Source organism: Pseudomonas sp. HN2-3 (assembly GCF_020691745.1).
GTDB classification, from domain to species: Bacteria; Pseudomonadota; Gammaproteobacteria; order Pseudomonadales; family Pseudomonadaceae; genus Aquipseudomonas; species Aquipseudomonas capeferrum.
Map to the genome: position 1 here is coordinate 1,402,526 of NZ_CP085704.1, position 15,748 is coordinate 1,418,273.

Annotated in this window: 12 protein-coding genes; 9 read left to right on the top strand and 3 right to left on the bottom strand. The window is 63.2% G+C overall.

The window, feature by feature from the left end; translation table 11 throughout:
* The first annotated feature begins 100 nt into the window (after positions 1-100).
* From LJX93_RS06405 to LJX93_RS06425, 5 genes are all read left to right on the top strand, one after another.
* Positions 101-1,033, top strand: coding sequence for a rhodanese-related sulfurtransferase (locus tag LJX93_RS06405; protein ID WP_047581751.1), 933 nt, complete (start codon positions 101-103; stop codon positions 1,031-1,033).
* A 3-nt stretch (positions 1,034-1,036) separates the two neighbouring features.
* Positions 1,037-1,669, top strand: coding sequence for a DsbA family protein (locus LJX93_RS06410; RefSeq protein ID WP_227696846.1), 633 nt, complete (start codon positions 1,037-1,039; stop codon positions 1,667-1,669).
* Positions 1,662-3,494 (top strand): ABC transporter ATP-binding protein, encoded by a 1,833-nt coding sequence (locus tag LJX93_RS06415; protein ID WP_227696847.1) that lies wholly within the window; start codon positions 1,662-1,664, stop codon positions 3,492-3,494. The genes LJX93_RS06410 and LJX93_RS06415 overlap by 8 nt, the downstream gene beginning before the upstream one ends.
* Before the next feature lie 125 nt (positions 3,495-3,619).
* Positions 3,620-6,076, top strand: coding sequence for an EAL domain-containing protein (locus tag LJX93_RS06420; RefSeq protein ID WP_227696849.1), 2,457 nt, complete (start codon positions 3,620-3,622; stop codon positions 6,074-6,076).
* A 62-nt stretch (positions 6,077-6,138) separates the two neighbouring features.
* Positions 6,139-6,924 carry a TenA family transcriptional regulator gene (locus LJX93_RS06425; RefSeq protein WP_047581753.1) on the top strand — a complete coding sequence of 262 codons (786 nt, stop codon included), beginning with the start codon at positions 6,139-6,141 and terminating at the stop codon, positions 6,922-6,924.
* A gap of 66 nt (positions 6,925-6,990) precedes the next feature.
* Here LJX93_RS06425 and LJX93_RS06430 read toward each other — a convergent pair whose 3' ends face one another.
* From LJX93_RS06430 to ubiG, 3 genes are read right to left on the bottom strand one after another with little or no spacing between them, the layout of a single operon-like run.
* Positions 6,991-7,731: a YciK family oxidoreductase gene (locus tag LJX93_RS06430; RefSeq protein WP_033700703.1), complete on the bottom strand. Its 741-nt coding sequence runs from the start codon at positions 7,729-7,731 to the stop codon at positions 6,991-6,993.
* A 42-nt stretch (positions 7,732-7,773) separates the two neighbouring features.
* Positions 7,774-8,445 (bottom strand): N-acetylmuramic acid 6-phosphate phosphatase MupP, encoded by a 672-nt coding sequence (mupP, locus tag LJX93_RS06435; RefSeq protein ID WP_227696851.1) that lies wholly within the window; start codon positions 8,443-8,445, stop codon positions 7,774-7,776.
* Positions 8,446-8,447: 2 nt separating this feature from the next.
* The gene (gene ubiG, locus LJX93_RS06440; RefSeq protein ID WP_227696853.1) at positions 8,448-9,146 is read right to left on the bottom strand and encodes a bifunctional 2-polyprenyl-6-hydroxyphenol methylase/3-demethylubiquinol 3-O-methyltransferase UbiG; all 699 of its coding nucleotides are present in this window, start codon (positions 9,144-9,146) and stop codon (positions 8,448-8,450) included.
* Positions 9,147-9,256: 110 nt separating this feature from the next.
* Here ubiG and mtnA point away from each other — a divergent pair, with 110 nt between their 5' ends.
* The 4 genes from mtnA to pheA all read left to right on the top strand — a co-directional run bounded on the left by mtnA (position 9,257) and on the right by pheA (position 15,645).
* Complete coding sequence (gene mtnA / locus LJX93_RS06445; protein WP_033700699.1) at positions 9,257-10,333, top strand: S-methyl-5-thioribose-1-phosphate isomerase; 1,077 nt, start codon at positions 9,257-9,259, stop codon at positions 10,331-10,333.
* Positions 10,334-10,578: 245 nt separating this feature from the next.
* Positions 10,579-13,341, top strand: coding sequence for a DNA gyrase subunit A (gene gyrA, locus LJX93_RS06450; RefSeq protein WP_033700698.1), 2,763 nt, complete (start codon positions 10,579-10,581; stop codon positions 13,339-13,341).
* A gap of 124 nt (positions 13,342-13,465) precedes the next feature.
* Positions 13,466-14,551 (top strand): 3-phosphoserine/phosphohydroxythreonine transaminase, encoded by a 1,086-nt coding sequence (gene serC, locus LJX93_RS06455; RefSeq protein WP_033701507.1) that lies wholly within the window; start codon positions 13,466-13,468, stop codon positions 14,549-14,551.
* The gene (gene pheA / locus LJX93_RS06460; protein ID WP_033700696.1) at positions 14,551-15,645 is read left to right on the top strand and encodes a prephenate dehydratase; all 1,095 of its coding nucleotides are present in this window, start codon (positions 14,551-14,553) and stop codon (positions 15,643-15,645) included. Before serC ends, pheA begins: the two co-directional genes overlap by 1 nt.
* Positions 15,646-15,748: the final 103 nt, after the last annotated feature.

Consider the following 15,748-nt stretch of genomic DNA (forward strand, 5'->3'; position numbering starts at 1 on the left):
TGGTAGAATCTGCACCATCCGGGGGCCGCTTTGCGGCCCCCTGCTTTTTGTCCAACCCGGTCCGCCCCTTACGAGGGCAACCACCAGGAGATTCAGTTTCATGTCACAACCGATCGTCGTCGCGGCGCTGTACAAGTTCGTCACCCTGCAAGACTACGTCGAACTGCGCGAGCCACTGCTCAAGGCCATGCTCGACAATGACGTCAAAGGCACCCTGCTGCTGGCCAACGAAGGCATCAACGGCACCGTGTCGGCCACCCGCGAAGGCATCGACGGCCTGCTCGCCTGGCTGCGCAGTGACCCGCGCCTGGTGGATGTCGACCACAAGGAATCGTACTGCGACGAGCAGCCGTTCTACCGCACCAAGGTCAAGCTCAAGAAAGAGATCGTCACCCTCGGCGTACCGGGCGTTGACCCCAACCAGCAGGTGGGGACCTACGTCGAGCCCAAGGACTGGAACGCCCTGATCAGCGACCCTGAAGTGCTGCTGATCGATACCCGCAACGACTACGAAGTGGCCATTGGCACGTTCAAGGGCGCCGTCGACCCCAAGACCGAAACCTTCCGCGAGTTCCCCGACTACATCAAGGCCAACTTCGACCCGAGCAAGCACAAGAAGGTGGCGATGTTCTGCACCGGGGGCATCCGTTGCGAAAAAGCCTCCAGCTACATGCTCGGTGAAGGCTTCGAGGCGGTCTATCATCTTAAAGGTGGCGTCCTGAAGTACTTCGAAGAAGTGCCTCAGGAAGAAAGCCTGTGGGACGGCGATTGCTTCGTCTTCGACAACCGCGTCACGGTGCGTCATGACCTGAGCGAGGGCGAATATGACCAGTGCCATGCCTGCCGCCATCCGATCAATGCAGAGGAACGCGCGTCCGAGCACTACTCGCCAGGTGTGAGCTGCCCGCACTGCTGGGACAGCCTGAGCGAGAAGACTCGCCGCAGCGCCATCGACCGGCAGAAGCAGATCGAGCTGGCCAAGGCGCGCAACCTACCGCACCCGATCGGTTACAACTACAAAGCCGAGGCCTGATGCATGTCTGCACGCCTGCTTTATGTGATGGACCCGATGTGCTCCTGGTGCTGGGGCTTCGCGCCGGTGGCTGCGGCCCTGATCGCCCAGGCACGTGATGCCGGCGTGCCGACCCGCGTGGTGCCAGGCGGCCTGCGCACGGGCGGCAGCGCCCTGGATGCCTCGACCCGCAAGTACATCCTCGAACATTGGCAGGCGGTGGCCGAAGCCACCGGTCAGCCGTTTCGTTTCGAGGGCGCCATGCCCGATGGGTTCGTCTACGACACCGAGCCTGCCTGCCGCGCCCTGGTCACTGCCCGCGAGCTGGACGCCGAGCGCGTCTGGCCACTGCTGGCGCTGATCCAGGGCTCGTTCTACGCGGCCGGCGTCGACGTCACCACCGCGCCGCAACTGGTCGAACTGGCCGAACAGGCAGGCTTTAACCGTGCGGCGTTCGCCGAGGCCTTCGCCCGCGCCGACACCCGTGTGGCCACCGCCGCTGATTTCACCTGGGCGCAGGACCTGGGTATTGCCGGTTTCCCCACCCTGCTGGCCGAGCGCAACGGCCAGCTGGCGTTGCTGACCAACGGCTACCAGCCGCTGGAGCGCCTGCAACCCTTGCTCGGCCGCTGGCTGCAGCAGGCTGCCTGTGCTTGATGTGCCTGGGTCACCCGACCCTGTGCCTGGGAAGCCTCACAGTGCGGCCGATCGCCTGAGCTGGGCGGAAATCCGCCGCTTGGCCCTGCATCACAAGAAAAACCTCTGGTCCGCCAATCTGATTGCCGTACTGGCGGCCTGTTGCAGCGTGCCGATCCCTTTGCTGCTACCGCTGCTGGTGGACGAAGTGCTGCTTGGCAACGGCGATGCTGCGCTGAAGTGGATGAACCAGGTGCTGCCGGCCAACTGGCAGGTGGCCGCTGGCTATATCGGCCTGATGCTGGCGCTGACGCTTTGCCTGCGCCTGGCGGCCCTGGCCTTCAACGTGGTGCAGGCCAAGCTGTTCGCCGGGTTGGCCAAGGACATCGTCTACCGCCTGCGCATCCGCCTGATCGAGCGGCTCAAGCGGATTTCCCTCAAGGAATACGAAAGCCTGGGCAGTGGCACCGTGACCACTCACCTAGTCACCGACCTGGACACCCTCGACAAGTTCGTCGGCGAGACCCTCAGCCGCTTCCTGGTGGCCATGCTGACCCTGACCGGTACGGCGGCGATACTGATCTGGATGCACTGGCAGCTGGCGCTGCTGATCCTGTTGTTCAACCCCCTGGTGATCTACTTCACCGTGCAGCTGGGCAAACGGGTCAAGCACCTGAAGAAGCTTGAAAACGACAGCACCGCGCGCTTTACCCAGGCGCTGTCGGAAACCCTCGACGCCATCCAGGAGATCCGTGCTGGCAACCGCCAGGGCTACTTCCTCGGTCGGCTTGGCCTGCGTGCGCGGGAAGTGCGCGACTACGCCGTGGACTCGCAATGGAAAAGCGACGCCAGTGGCCGCGCCAGTGGTTTGTTGTTCCAGTTCGGCATCGACATCTTCCGCGCTGCGGCGATGCTTACGGTGCTGTTATCCGACCTGTCGATCGGCCAGATGCTGGCCGTGTTCAGCTACCTGTGGTTCATGATCGGCCCGGTGGAGCAACTGCTCAACCTGCAATACGCCTACTATGCCGCTGGCGGTGCCCTGAGCCGGCTCAACGAGTTGCTGGCGCGTGCCGACGAGCCGCAGTACCCGGCCGCCACTGACCCGTTTGCGGGGCGCGAAACGGTGGGCATCGAGGTTCGCGACCTGCGCTTTGCCTATGCCGAGGAGCCAGTGCTCGACCACCTCGACCTGTCCATTGCCCCGGGCGAGAAGGTGGCCATCGTGGGGGCCAGTGGCGGCGGCAAGAGCACCTTGGTGCAACTGCTGCTTGGCCTGTACAGCGCCCAGGCGGGGACCATCCGCTTTGGCGGTGCCAGCCTGCAGGAGATCGGCCTGGAGACCCTGCGTGAAAACGTCGCGGTGGTGCTGCAGCACCCTTCGTTGTTCAACGACAGCGTACGCGCCAACCTGACCATGGGTCGCGACTGCAGCGACGACGCCTGCTGGCAGGCGCTGCGCATTGCCCAGCTCGACGCCACCATCGCGGCTTTGCCGCAAGGCCTGGACAGTGTGGTCGGGCGCTCTGGCGTGCGCCTGTCCGGGGGGCAGCGGCAACGGCTGGCCATCGCCCGGATGGTGCTGGCCGAACCCAAGGTGGTGATCCTCGACGAAGCCACCTCGGCGCTGGATGCCGCCACCGAGTACAACCTGCACCAGGCCCTGGCACGTTTCCTCGATGGCCGTACCACGCTGATCATCGCCCACCGCCTGTCGGCAGTGAAGCAGGCTGATCGGGTGCTGGTGTTCGATGGCGGGCATGTGGCCGAAGATGGCGACCATCAGCAACTGATTGCCGACGGTGGGTTGTACGCCAAGCTATACGGGCACCTTCAGCAAACCTGAGCCCCCCAACAGGCTGAATAGGCTGCCAGGCTGTCATAAAAATCCCCTCCACGCAGATGGCAAATGGCCTACGCTGTGCTTGTCTGGGTTGATTCGAGCCTTATCTGCTCTGTGACAGGGACTCCATGAAGGGACATCGCACTCTAGAAGCGCCGAAGTTGCTCGGTATCATCTGGCCCTTCATCGCCGTCGTGGTTTTCCAGGCGGCGCTGGGCAGTATCAGCCTTTATACGCTCTCGGCGGTGCGGGCCTATGTAGCGGGCGAGAGCTTGTGGTCCAAGGCTCAGAAAGACGCCATCTATTACCTCAACCTGTACGCCGACAACCGTGATGAAGGCACGTACCAGCGTTACCGCCAGGCCATCACGGTGCCCCAAGGCGACCACCAGTTGCGTGAGGTACTCGATCAGCCCAACCCAGACCTGAACGCTGCGCGCCAAGCTGTGTTGCAGGGCGGCAACCACGCCAACGATGTCGAGCGCATCATCTGGTTCTATCGCAACTTCCGCAACATCAGCTACATGCAGACGGCCATCGACTACTGGGACATCGGCGACCGCTACCTGGGCCAGCTGGATGTGCTTGCCAGCGAAATGCGCAAAGGGTTTGCCGACGGCCCGGTCGATGCCCGCACCATCAGCGACTGGAAGGCCCGTATCGTCGCCATCAACGAAGGGGTCACCCCGGCCGCCAGGGCCTTCAGCGACGCGCTGGGGGAGGGGTCGCGCGTGCTGCTGCAAGTGTTGCTGATCACCAACTTGCTCACCGCGCTGGTCCTCATCACCATCGCCTGGCGCCGTTCCAGCAAGTTGCTGGCCCAGCGCCAGGCATTCGCCAGTGCCTTGCAAGCAGAAAAGGAGCGGGCGCAGATTACCCTGCAGGCCATTGGCGATGCAGTCATTACCACCGACGTCGAAGGCAGCATCGGCTACATGAACCCCGCCGCCGAACAGCTTACCCACTGGCAGGCCGGGCAGGCCCAGGGCTTGCCGCTTTCGGCGTTGTTCAGCCTGGTGGACGAACAGGCCGAGGAAGATGGCCGCAGCCTGGTCGAGCAGGTACTCAGCGGCAGCCTCAGGGGTGGCGCCGAGCATGCCAGGCTGATCCAGCGCCTGGATGGCAGCACCGTGTCGATCAACCTGGTGGGTTCGCCCATTGTCAGCGACGGGCAGGTCAGTGGCATCGTGCTGGTACTGCACGACATGACCCAGGAGCGCCAGTACATCGCCAACCTGTCCTGGCAGGCGACCCATGACGCCTTGACCGGCTTGGCCAACCGCCGCGAGTTCGAATACCGCCTGGAGCTGGCGCTCAACGGCCTGGCGCGCCAGGCGGGGCGGCATTCGCTGATGTTCCTCGACCTGGACCAGTTCAAGCTGGTCAACGATACCTGTGGCCATGCTGCGGGTGACGAGCTGTTACGGCATATCTGCGCCGTGTTGCAGTCCGGCCTGCGTGAAGGCGACACCCTGGCCCGGCTGGGCGGTGACGAGTTCGGCGTGCTGCTGGAAAACTGCCCGCCGGACCAGGCCGAGCGCATTGCCGAGCAGTTGCGTCAGATGGTCCAGAGCCTGCATTTTGTGTGGAAGGGGCGGCCGTTCGTCACCACGGTGAGCATTGGCCTGGTGAACATGGCGCAGGCACCCGGCACCCTGGAAACCTTGCTGCGCGCCGCCGACATGGCCTGCTACATGGCTAAGGAAAAGGGTCGCAACCGGGTCCAGGTGTACCACGCCGACGACAGCGAGCTGTCCATGCGCTTTGGCGAGATGGCCTGGATACAGCGCTTGCACGTGGCCCTTGAAGAAAACCGCTTCTGCCTGTATGCCCAGGAAATCGCCGCGTTGAAGGCCATCGATGGCCCTGGGCATATCGAGATCCTGCTGCGCCTGCATGATGAGAGTGGCCGTACCATCCTGCCCAGCAGCTTCATCCCGGCGGCCGAACGTTACGGCCTGATGACCGCCCTTGACCGCTGGGTGGTGCGTAATGTGTTTCAGGTCATCCGCCAGTGCCTGGATGAAGGCCGCGAAGGGCCATTGTCCATCTGCGCGATCAACTTGTCGGGGTCGAGCATTGGTGACGACAAGTTTCTCGAGTACCTGCAGCGGTTGTTCGTCGAGTACGCCATCCCGCCGCGCATGATCTGCTTCGAGATCACCGAAACCAGTGCGATTGCCAACCTTGGCAGTGCTATTCGCTTCATCAACGAACTGAAAGGGCTAGGCTGCAGGTTCTCGCTCGACGACTTCTGTGCCGGGATGTCGTCGTTCGCCTATTTGAAGCATTTGCCCGTGGATTTTCTGAAGATAGACGGTAGTTTCGTCAAAGACATGCTCGACGACCCGGTCAATCGAGCCATGGTGGAGGTCATCAACCACATCGGTCATGTGATGGGCAAGCGGACCATTGCCGAGTTCGTCGAAACCCCCTTGATCGAACAGGCCCTGCAGGAAATCGGCGTGGATTACGCCCAGGGCTACCTGATCGAACGCCCCCAGGTGTTCACCTGTGACAGTCTGCAACGCCAACGGATCGCCGCCAGGCCTCTGTTGCAGCGGGCACCTGGCACATTTCGCTAGCTAGACAGCGGCTTTCGCTGACACAAGACGTCCGAAAAATCACATGGATCAAGGAGCTGAAAGTGATTGATGCATTCGTTCGTATCGGGCCATTGATGGACCCCGCCAGTTACCCCCAATGGGCTCAGCAACTCATTGAAGAGTGCCGCGAAAGCAAGCGCCGGGTGGTCGAGCATGAACTGTACGAGCGCCTGCGCGATGGTCGGCTGAAGCCATCGACCATCCGTCAGTACCTGATCGGCGGCTGGCCGGTGGTCGAGCAGTTTTCGCTGTACATGGCCCATAACCTGACCAAGACCCGCTATGGCCGCCACCCTGGCGAAGACATGGCGAGGCGCTGGTTGATGCGCAACATCCGGGTCGAACTCAACCATGCCGACTATTGGGTGCACTGGTGCCATGCCCATGGCATTCACCTGCATGAGCTGCAGGCCCAGGAAGTACCGCCTGAATTGAACGGGCTAAACGACTGGTGCTGGCGGGTGTGTGCCACCGAAAACCTGGCGATTTCCATGGCGGCGACCAACTATGCCATCGAAGGCGCGACCGGGGAGTGGTCAGCGGTGGTGTGCGCCAATGACACCTATGCCCTGGGCTTCCCCGAGGACCAGCGCAAGCGCGCCATGAAGTGGCTGAAGATGCATGCGCAGTACGACGATGCGCACCCGTGGGAAGCGCTGGAAATCATCTGCACCTTGGCGGGGGAGAACCCGACGTTGGGGTTGCGTACCGAATTGCGTCGGGCGATCTGCAAGAGCTACGACTGCATGTACCTGTTCCTGGAGCACTGCATGCAGCTGGAAGGGCGTCAGCAGGGGCGGGTACGGCCGGCGTTGGCGGCAGGCTGATCGTCTGCCTGTGCTGGCCTCTTCGCGGGCTTACCGACAAAGAGGCCAGCACAGACAGCCCACAAATCACTGGGCGTTGAACGCCTGCCCATTCACCCCGGTGCTGTCCGGCCCCATCAGGTACAGGTACACCGGCATGATCTCTTCCGGCAGCGGGTTGTTCTGCGGGTTCTCGCTCGGGTAGGCCTGGGCCCGCATCGCCGTGCGCGTGGCGCCTGGGTTGATGCTGTTGGAACGCACGGGTGCAACCCCTTCCAGTTCGTCGGCCAAGGTCTGCATCAGGCCTTCGGTGGCGAACTTCGACACCCCGTAAGCGCCCCAGTAAGCCCGGCCTTTGCGCCCGACGCTGCTGGAGGTGAACACCACCGAGGCGTCCTCCGACAGCTTGAGCAGCGGCAACAGGGTGCTGGTGAGCATGAAGGTGGCATTGACGTTGATGTGCATCACGCGCATGAAGTTGTCACCCGACAACTGCTCCAGTGGCGTGCGCGGGCCGATGATCGAGGCGTTGTTGAGCAGGCCGTCGAGGCGCCCGAACTGGTCTTCGATCATGACCGCCAGCTCGTCGTACTGGTGGGGCAGGGCGGTTTCCAGGTTGAACGGGATCACCACCGGTTGCGGGTGCCCGGCGGCCTCGATCTGGTCGTAGACCTCGTTGAGGTTGGCTTCGGTCTTGCCCAGCAGCAGCGTGGTGGCGCCCAGTGCGGCATAGGCCTTGGCGGCCGCGGCACCGATGCCGCGGCCGGCACCGGTAACCAGGATGACCCGGCCTTTGAGCAGGTCGGGGCGGGCGGTGTAGTCGAACATTGTCTATTCCCTATTTCTATGGGCGGTGCTGGCGCTTGACGCTCAGCAGCCGCACAGCGCGCTGTCGATCACCTTGCGCAGTTCCAGCGGGTGGTCCACCACCACGTCGGCACCCCAGTTGTTGGGGTTGTCTTCTGGATGAATATAGCCGTAGCGCACCGCCGCCGTGCGGGTGCCGGCATCGCGGCCAGACTCGATATCGCGCAGGTCATCGCCGACGAACAGAACGCTGGCCGGGTCCAGGTTCAGGGTCTTGCAGGCCAGGATCAGCGGCTCGGGGTCGGGCTTGCTGTTTTTCACGTGGTCCGGGCAGATCAGCAGCGCCGAGCGCTCGGCCAGGCCCAGGCGTTGCATGATCGGTTCGGCGAAGCGCATCGGTTTGTTGGTGACCACGCCCCACAGCAGGTTGCCTTTTTCGATGTCGGCCAGCAGCTCGCTCATGCCGTCGAACAGCTTGCTGTGCACCGCGCAGTCGCGCTGGTAGCGCTCGAGGAATTCCAGGCGCAGGGCCTCGAAACCTTCGGCTTCCGGGTCCATGGCGAAGGTGGTGGCGACCATGGCGCGGGCGCCACCGGAAATCACCCCGCGGATCAGGTTGTCGTCCACCGCCGGCAAACCGCGTTCGGCGAGCATGCTCTGGCAGATGGCGATGAAGTCCGGCGCCGTGTCGAGCAGGGTGCCGTCCATGTCGAAGAGTACCGCTCGCAAACGCATGCTCATTCCTCGCGCAGGGTCTGGATCATGTAGTTGACGTCCACATCGCCGCACAGCTTGTAGTGCTTGGTCAGCGGGTTGTAGGTCAGGCCGATGATGTCCTTGACCTCAAGGCCGGCAACGCGGCTCCAGGCGCCAAGCTCCGAGGGGCGGATGAACTTCTTGAAGTCGTGGGTACCGCGCGGCAGCATCTTCAGCACGTACTCGGCGCCGACGATGGCCAGTAGGTAGGCCTTGGGGTTGCGGTTGATGGTGGAGAAGAACACCTGGCCGCCGGGCTTGACCATGCGGTAGCAGGCGCGGATCACCGACGAAGGGTCGGGGACGTGCTCGAGCATCTCCAGGCAGGTGACCACGTCGAACTGCTCGGGCATCTCTTCGGCCAGCGCCTCGGCGGTGATCTGCCGATACTCCACCTCGACACCGGATTCCAGCTGGTGCAGTTGGGCCACCGCCAACGGTGCCTCGCCCATGTCGATGCCGGTTACCTTGGCGCCACGCAGGGCCATGGATTCGCTGAGAATGCCGCCACCGCAGCCCACGTCCAGCACCTTCTTGCCAGCCAGGCCGACCCGCTCGTCGATCCAGTTGACGCGCAACGGGTTGATTTCATGCAGCGGCTTGAACTCGCTTTCACGGTCCCACCAGCGGTGGGCCAAGGCTTCGAACTTGGCAATTTCGGCGTGGTCGACGTTGCTCATTTAAGAGTCCTCTGAAACTTCGCTAAATTGGGCCGGAGTATACCCGAGCGCTCAAGGCCGAGGGTCGCTATAATCGCCGGCTTTTGATATCCGAACGACGGGGAGAGGCGATGCGCGAGCGACTTTTGGCGGCGGAGAAGGTGACCGCGATCCGCTGGCAAGGCGGCGTTCTGCATCTGCTCGACCAGCGCTTGCTGCCGTCGCAGGAATGCTGGCTGGCCTGCGACAATGTCGCGCAGGTGGTGGCAGCGATCCGTGACATGGCCGTGCGCGGCGCATCGGCCATCGGTATTGCTGCGGCCTACGGCCTGGTCCTGGCCCTGGAAGAACGGCTGGCCGAGGGCGGCGACTGGGAGCTCGACCTGGAAGAGGACTTCCTCAGCCTGGCCGAGGCGCGCCCCACTGCTGCCAACCTGTTCTGGGCGCTGAACCGCATGCGCGAGCGCCTGCAGCGCCTGCGCCCGGAAGACGACGTGCTGGCGGTGCTGGAGGCCGAAGCGGTGGCGATCCATGAAAGCGATCGCGAAGCCAACCTGACCATGGCCCAACACGGCATCGAGCTGATTCGCCGTCATCAGGGCAATGCCCAGACCCTGCTCACCTACGGCAATGCCGGCGCCCTGGCCAGCGGTGGTTTCGGCACCGCGCTGGGGGTGATCCGCGCGGGGTACCTGGAAGGCATGGTCGAGCGGGTCTACGCCGGCGAGACCCGCCCCTGGCTGCAAGGCTCGCGCCTGACTGCCTGGGAGCTGGCCAACGAAGGCATCCCGGTCACGTTGTGCGCCGATTCGGCCCTGGCCCACCTGATGAAGACCAAGGGCATTACCTGGGTGGTGGTCGGTGCCGACTGCATTGCCGCCAATGGCGATGTGGCGAGCAAGATCGGCACCTATCAACTGGCGGTCAGTGCCATGCACCACGGTGTGCGCTTCATGGTGGTGGCGCCGAGCACCAGCATCGACCTCAACCTGGCCACGGGCGAGGATATCCCGCTCGAAGAGCGCGATGCCGACGAGTTGCTGGATTACGCTGGCACCCGCGTAGCACCGGATGTCGAGGTGTTCAACCCGGTATTCGATGTGACCCCGGCGGACCTGATCGACGTGATCGTGACCGAGCGTGGCATGGTCGAGCGCCCGGATACCGCCAAGCTGGCTCAATTGATGTGCCGCAAGCGCCTGCACTGAAGGGGTGTCCGGCGCGGCATCATTGGCGGCTGTGAGAAACCATGGCGTACACTTGCCGGCCGCCTTTGTGATAACATCCGGCAGTTTCCAAGACCGCCCATCACGGCGGCCAAATTTGCGCAGATCCATGGCACAACTCATTGATTTGTCGTAAGTCGTCGCACCACTGCGCGTCGCGGCGGCGAGCTTCGTTCGGCCCTTGATGGAGCTGCGAAGTTTCACCAGAAAAAGGAATCAGGCTTCTCATGGGCGAACTGGCCAAAGAAATCCTCCCGGTCAATATCGAAGACGAACTGAGACAGTCTTACCTCGACTACGCGATGAGCGTGATTGTCGGGCGAGCGCTGCCCGATGCACGTGACGGCTTGAAGCCCGTGCATCGTCGCGTTCTCTATGCGATGAGCGAACTGGGCAACGACTGGAACAAACCGTACAAGAAGTCCGCCCGTGTGGTCGGTGACGTGATCGGTAAGTACCACCCGCACGGCGACACTGCGGTCTACGACACCATCGTGCGTATGGCCCAGCCGTTCTCGCTGCGCTACCTGCTGGTCGACGGCCAGGGCAACTTCGGTTCGGTGGACGGCGACAACGCTGCAGCCATGCGATACACCGAAGTGCGCATGGCCAAGCTGGCCCACGAGCTGCTGGCCGACCTGCACAAAGAGACTGTCGACTGGGTGCCCAACTATGACGGCACCGAGCAGATCCCTGCGGTCATGCCGACCCGGATCCCCAACCTGCTGGTCAACGGTTCCAGCGGTATCGCCGTGGGCATGGCGACCAACATCCCGCCGCACAACCTCGGCGAGGTCATCGACGGCTGCCTGGCGCTGATCGACAACGCGGAAATCACCATCGATGAGCTGATGCAGTTCATCCCGGGGCCGGACTTCCCGACTGCCGGCATCATCAACGGCCGTCAGGGCATCATCGAGGCGTACCGCACCGGCCGTGGCCGCATCTACATGCGTGCCCGCTCCGAGGTCGAGGACATCGACAAGGTCGGTGGCCGCCAGCAGATCGTCGTCACCGAGCTGCCGTACCAGCTGAACAAGGCGCGCCTGATCGAGAAGATCGCCGAGCTGGTCAAAGAGAAGAAAATCGAAGGCATCACCGAGCTGCGCGACGAGTCCGACAAGGACGGCATGCGCATTGTCATCGAGCTGCGTCGCGGCGAGGTGCCGGAGGTAGTGCTCAACAACCTCTATCAGCAGACCCAGCTGCAGAGCGTGTTCGGCATCAACGTCGTGGCATTGATCGACGGTCGCCCGCGCCTGCTCAACCTCAAGGACCTGCTCGAAGCGTTCGTCCGTCACCGCCGTGAAGTGGTCACGCGCCGTACCGTGTTCGAGCTGCGCAAGGCCCGCGAGCGTGGCCACATCCTTGAAGGCCAGGCAGTTGCGCTGTCCAACATCGACCCGGTCATCGCCCTGATCAAGGCTTCGCCGACGCCGTCGGAAGCCAAGGAAGCGCTGATTGCCACTGCCTGGGAGTCCAGCGCTGTGCAGGTGATGGTCGAGCGCGCCGGCGCCGACTCCTGCCGCCCTGAAGACCTGCCAGAGCAATTCGGCCTGCGCGAAGGCAAGTATTACCTGTCGCCGGAACAGGCCCAGGCGATCCTCGACCTGCGCCTGCACCGCCTGACTGGCCTCGAGCACGAGAAGTTGCTGGCCGAGTACCAGGAAATCCTCGAGCAGATCGGCGAACTAATCCGCATCCTCAGCAGCGCCGAGCGCCTGATGGAAGTGATCCGCGAAGAGCTGGAAGCGATCCGTGCCGAATACGGCGATGCTCGCCGCACCGAAATTCTCAACGCCAGCCACGACCTCAACTACGGTGACATGATCCCGGAAGAAGAGCGCGTGGTGACCATCTCCCACGGTGGCTATGCCAAGACCCAGCCGCTGTCCGCCTACCAGGCCCAGCGCCGTGGCGGCAAAGGCAAGTCGGCGACCGGTGTGAAGGACGAGGACTACATCGAGCACCTGTTGGTCGCCAACAGCCATGCCACCCTGTTGCTGTTCTCCAGCAAGGGCAAGGTGTACTGGAAGAAGACCTACGAGATCCCGGAGGCCTCCCGCGCTGCCCGTGGCCGCCCGCTGGTCAACCTGCTGCCGTTGGAAGAAGGTGAGCGCATCACCGCCATGCTGCAGATCGACCTTGAAGCCCTGCAGCAAAGCGCCGATCCGGATGAAGAGCTGGAAGACGGCGACGAGAGCGTGATCGAAGGCGAAGTGGTAGAAGCCGAAGAAATCGACGAAGAAGATGGCGACACCCTTGAGTGGGTGGCTGAGCCGACTGGCGCGTACATCTTCATGGCAACCGCTTCGGGTACCGTCAAGAAAACCCCGCTGGTGCAGTTCGCCCGTCCGCGCTCCAACGGCCTGATCGCCCTGAAGCTTAAAGAAGGCGACACCCTGATTGCCGCGGCCATCACCGACGGTGCCAAGGAAGTCATGATGTTCTCCGACGCCGGCAAGGTGATCCGCTTCGCCGAGAGCGTGGTGCGCGAAATGGGCCGTACCGCCCGTGGTGTGCGCGGCATGAAGCTGGGCAAGGGGCAGCAGATCATTTCGATGCTGATCCCTGAGTCCGGCGCGCAGATCCTTACCGCCTCCGAGCGTGGCTTCGGCAAGCGTACGCCGTTGTCCAAGTTCCCGCGTCGCGGCCGTGGTGGCCAGGGCGTGATCGCCATGGGCACCAAGGGGCGCAACGGTCTGTTGATCGGTGCCATCCAGGTCCAGGAAGGCGAAGAGATCATGCTCATCTCCGACCAGGGCACCTTGGTGCGGACACGGGTTGGCGAGGTGTCCAGCCTGAGCCGTAACACCCAGGGCGTGACGCTGATCAAGCTGGCGGCGGACGAAACGCTGGTCGGCCTGGAGCGTATCCAGGAGCCATCCGAGGAAGAGCTCGACGAGTTGGTCGAGGCGGGCCCGGAGGGTGACGCGCCGGAGGCTGTCGATGATGACGGCGCGGGTGCCGAAGAGGCACCGCAAGAGTAAGCACACGCAACAACCCGAACGGGGCGACCAAGGTCGCCCCGTTTGACTGATTGAGCAGGCCGCTCCTACAGGGGCGGGGCCAGCAAGTGACGATTTGTTCTATTTTGGCAGAGCGAGAGTGGATGTGAGCAAACGAGCCTTTAACTTCTGCGCAGGCCCTGCTGCGCTTCCTGACGCTGTCCTGCAGCGCGCCCAGGCCGAAATGCTGGACTGGCATGGCAAGGGCTTGTCGGTGATGGAAATGAGCCATCGCAGCGACGATTACGTGGCCATCGCCGAGAAGGCCGAGCAGGACCTGCGTGACCTGCTGTCCGTCCCCTCCAACTACAAGGTCCTGTTCCTGCAGGGCGGTGCCAGCCAGCAGTTCGCCGAAATCCCACTGAACCTGCTGCCGGAAAACGGTACCGCCGACTACGTCGAAACCGGCATCTGGTCGAAGAAGGCCATCGAGGAAGGGCGCCGTTTCGGCAACATCAATGTCGCCGCCAGCGCCAAGCCCTACGATTACCTGGCTATCCCGGGCCAGAACGACTGGAACCTGACCAAGAACGCAGCTTACGTCCACTATGCGTCCAACGAGACCATCGGTGGCCTGCAGTTTGACTGGGTTCCCGAGACCGGCGACGTTCCGCTGGTGGTCGACATGTCGTCCGATATCCTCTCCCGCCCGATCGATGTGTCGCAGTTCGGCCTGATCTACGCCGGCGCGCAGAAAAACATCGGCCCAAGCGGCCTGGTGGTGGTGATCGTTCGCGAGGACCTGCTGGGCCGGGCCCGCAGCAGCTGCCCGACCATGCTCGACTACAAGGTCTCGGCCGACAACGGCTCGATGTACAACACCCCGGCCACGTATTCCTGGTACCTCTCGGGCCTGGTCTTCGAGTGGCTCAAGGAGCAGGGTGGTGTCGAAGCGATGGAGCAGCGCAACCGCGCCAAGAAAGACCGCCTGTACGGCTTCATCGACGCCAGCGACTTCTACACCAACCCGATCAGCATCAATGCCCGTTCGTGGATGAACGTGCCGTTCCGCCTGGCCGACGAGCGCCTGGATAAAGCGTTCCTGGCCGGTGCCGACGCCCGTGGCCTGCTCAACCTCAAGGGCCATCGTTCGGTCGGCGGCATGCGCGCCTCGATCTACAACGCCCTGGGCCTGGAAGCGGTTGAAGCGCTGGTTGGCTACATGGCCGAATTCGAGAAGGAGCACGGCTGATGTCCGAACACGAGTTGAAGGCGCTGCGTGTTCGCATCGACAGCCTCGACGAGAAGATCCTCGAGCTGATCAGTGAGCGCGCCCGTTGTGCCCAGGAAGTTGCCAGGGTCAAGACCGCCACGCTCGCCGAGGGCGAAAAGCCGGTGTTCTACCGCCCTGAGCGCGAAGCAGCTGTGCTCAAGCGGGTCATGGAACGCAACAAGGGGCCGCTGGGCAATGAAGAGATGGCGCGGCTGTTCCGCGAGATCATGTCGTCCTGCCTGGCCCTGGAAGAGCCGCTGAAAATCGCCTACCTGGGCCCTGAAGGCACCTTCACTCAGGCCGCGGCGATGAAGCACTTCGGCCATGCCGTGATCAGCCGCCCGATGGCGGCCATCGACGAAGTGTTCCGCGAAGTGGCGGCTGGCGCCGTCAACTTCGGCGTGGTGCCGGTGGAAAACTCCACCGAGGGTGCGGTCAGCCATACCCTGGACAGCTTCCTCGAGCACGACATGGTGATCTGTGGTGAGGTCGAGCTACGCATCCACCACCACTTGCTGGTGGGTGAGAGCACGAAGACCGACAGCATCACCCGCATCTACTCCCACGCCCAGTCCCTGGCCCAGTGCCGCAAGTGGCTGGATGCGCATTACCCGAACGTTGAACGCGTGGCGGTCTCGAGCAATGCCGAGGCAGCCAAGCGGGTCAAGGGTGAGTGGAATTCGGCAGCGATCGCCGGCGACATGGCGGCGAACCTGTATGGCCTGACCCGCCTGGCCGAGAAGATCGAAGACCGTCCGGACAACTCGACGCGCTTCCTGATGATCGGCAACCAGGAAGTGCCGCCGACCGGCGACGACAAGACCTCGATCATCGTTTCGATGAGCAACAAGCCAGGTGCCCTGCACGAGCTGCTGGTGCCGTTCCATCAGAACGGTATCGACCTGACCCGCATCGAGACTCGTCCGTCGCGCAGCGGCAAGTGGACCTACGTGTTCTTCATCGACTTCGTCGGCCACCACCGTGACCCGCTGATCAAGGCGGTGCTGGAGCAGATCAGCCAGGAGGCTGTGGGGCTGAAGGTGCTGGGGTCGTATCCGAAGGCGGTGCTTTGATTGATGGCCTTGGGGCTGCACAGCAGCCCCAGTGGCCCCGCAGACTGTCTTGATTTCTGAACAGGGTTCGCACTCGTGGTAGATGCCGTAACAAACAAACCCG

Coding starts and splice junctions, on each gene's coding strand:
- LJX93_RS06405 (WP_047581751.1), top strand. CDS start 101: ATGTCACAACCGATCGTCGTCGCGGCGCTGTACAAGTTCGTCACCCTG.
- LJX93_RS06410 (WP_227696846.1), top strand. CDS start 1,037: ATGTCTGCACGCCTGCTTTATGTGATGGACCCGATGTGCTCCTGGTGC.
- LJX93_RS06420 (WP_227696849.1), top strand. CDS start 3,620: ATGAAGGGACATCGCACTCTAGAAGCGCCGAAGTTGCTCGGTATCATC.
- LJX93_RS06430 (WP_033700703.1), bottom strand. CDS start 7,731: ATGTTCGACTACACCGCCCGCCCCGACCTGCTCAAAGGCCGGGTCATC.
- mupP (WP_227696851.1), bottom strand. CDS start 8,445: ATGCGTTTGCGAGCGGTACTCTTCGACATGGACGGCACCCTGCTCGAC.
- ubiG (WP_227696853.1), bottom strand. CDS start 9,146: ATGAGCAACGTCGACCACGCCGAAATTGCCAAGTTCGAAGCCTTGGCC.
- mtnA (WP_033700699.1), top strand. CDS start 9,257: ATGCGCGAGCGACTTTTGGCGGCGGAGAAGGTGACCGCGATCCGCTGG.
- gyrA (WP_033700698.1), top strand. CDS start 10,579: ATGGGCGAACTGGCCAAAGAAATCCTCCCGGTCAATATCGAAGACGAA.
- pheA (WP_033700696.1), top strand. CDS start 14,551: ATGTCCGAACACGAGTTGAAGGCGCTGCGTGTTCGCATCGACAGCCTC.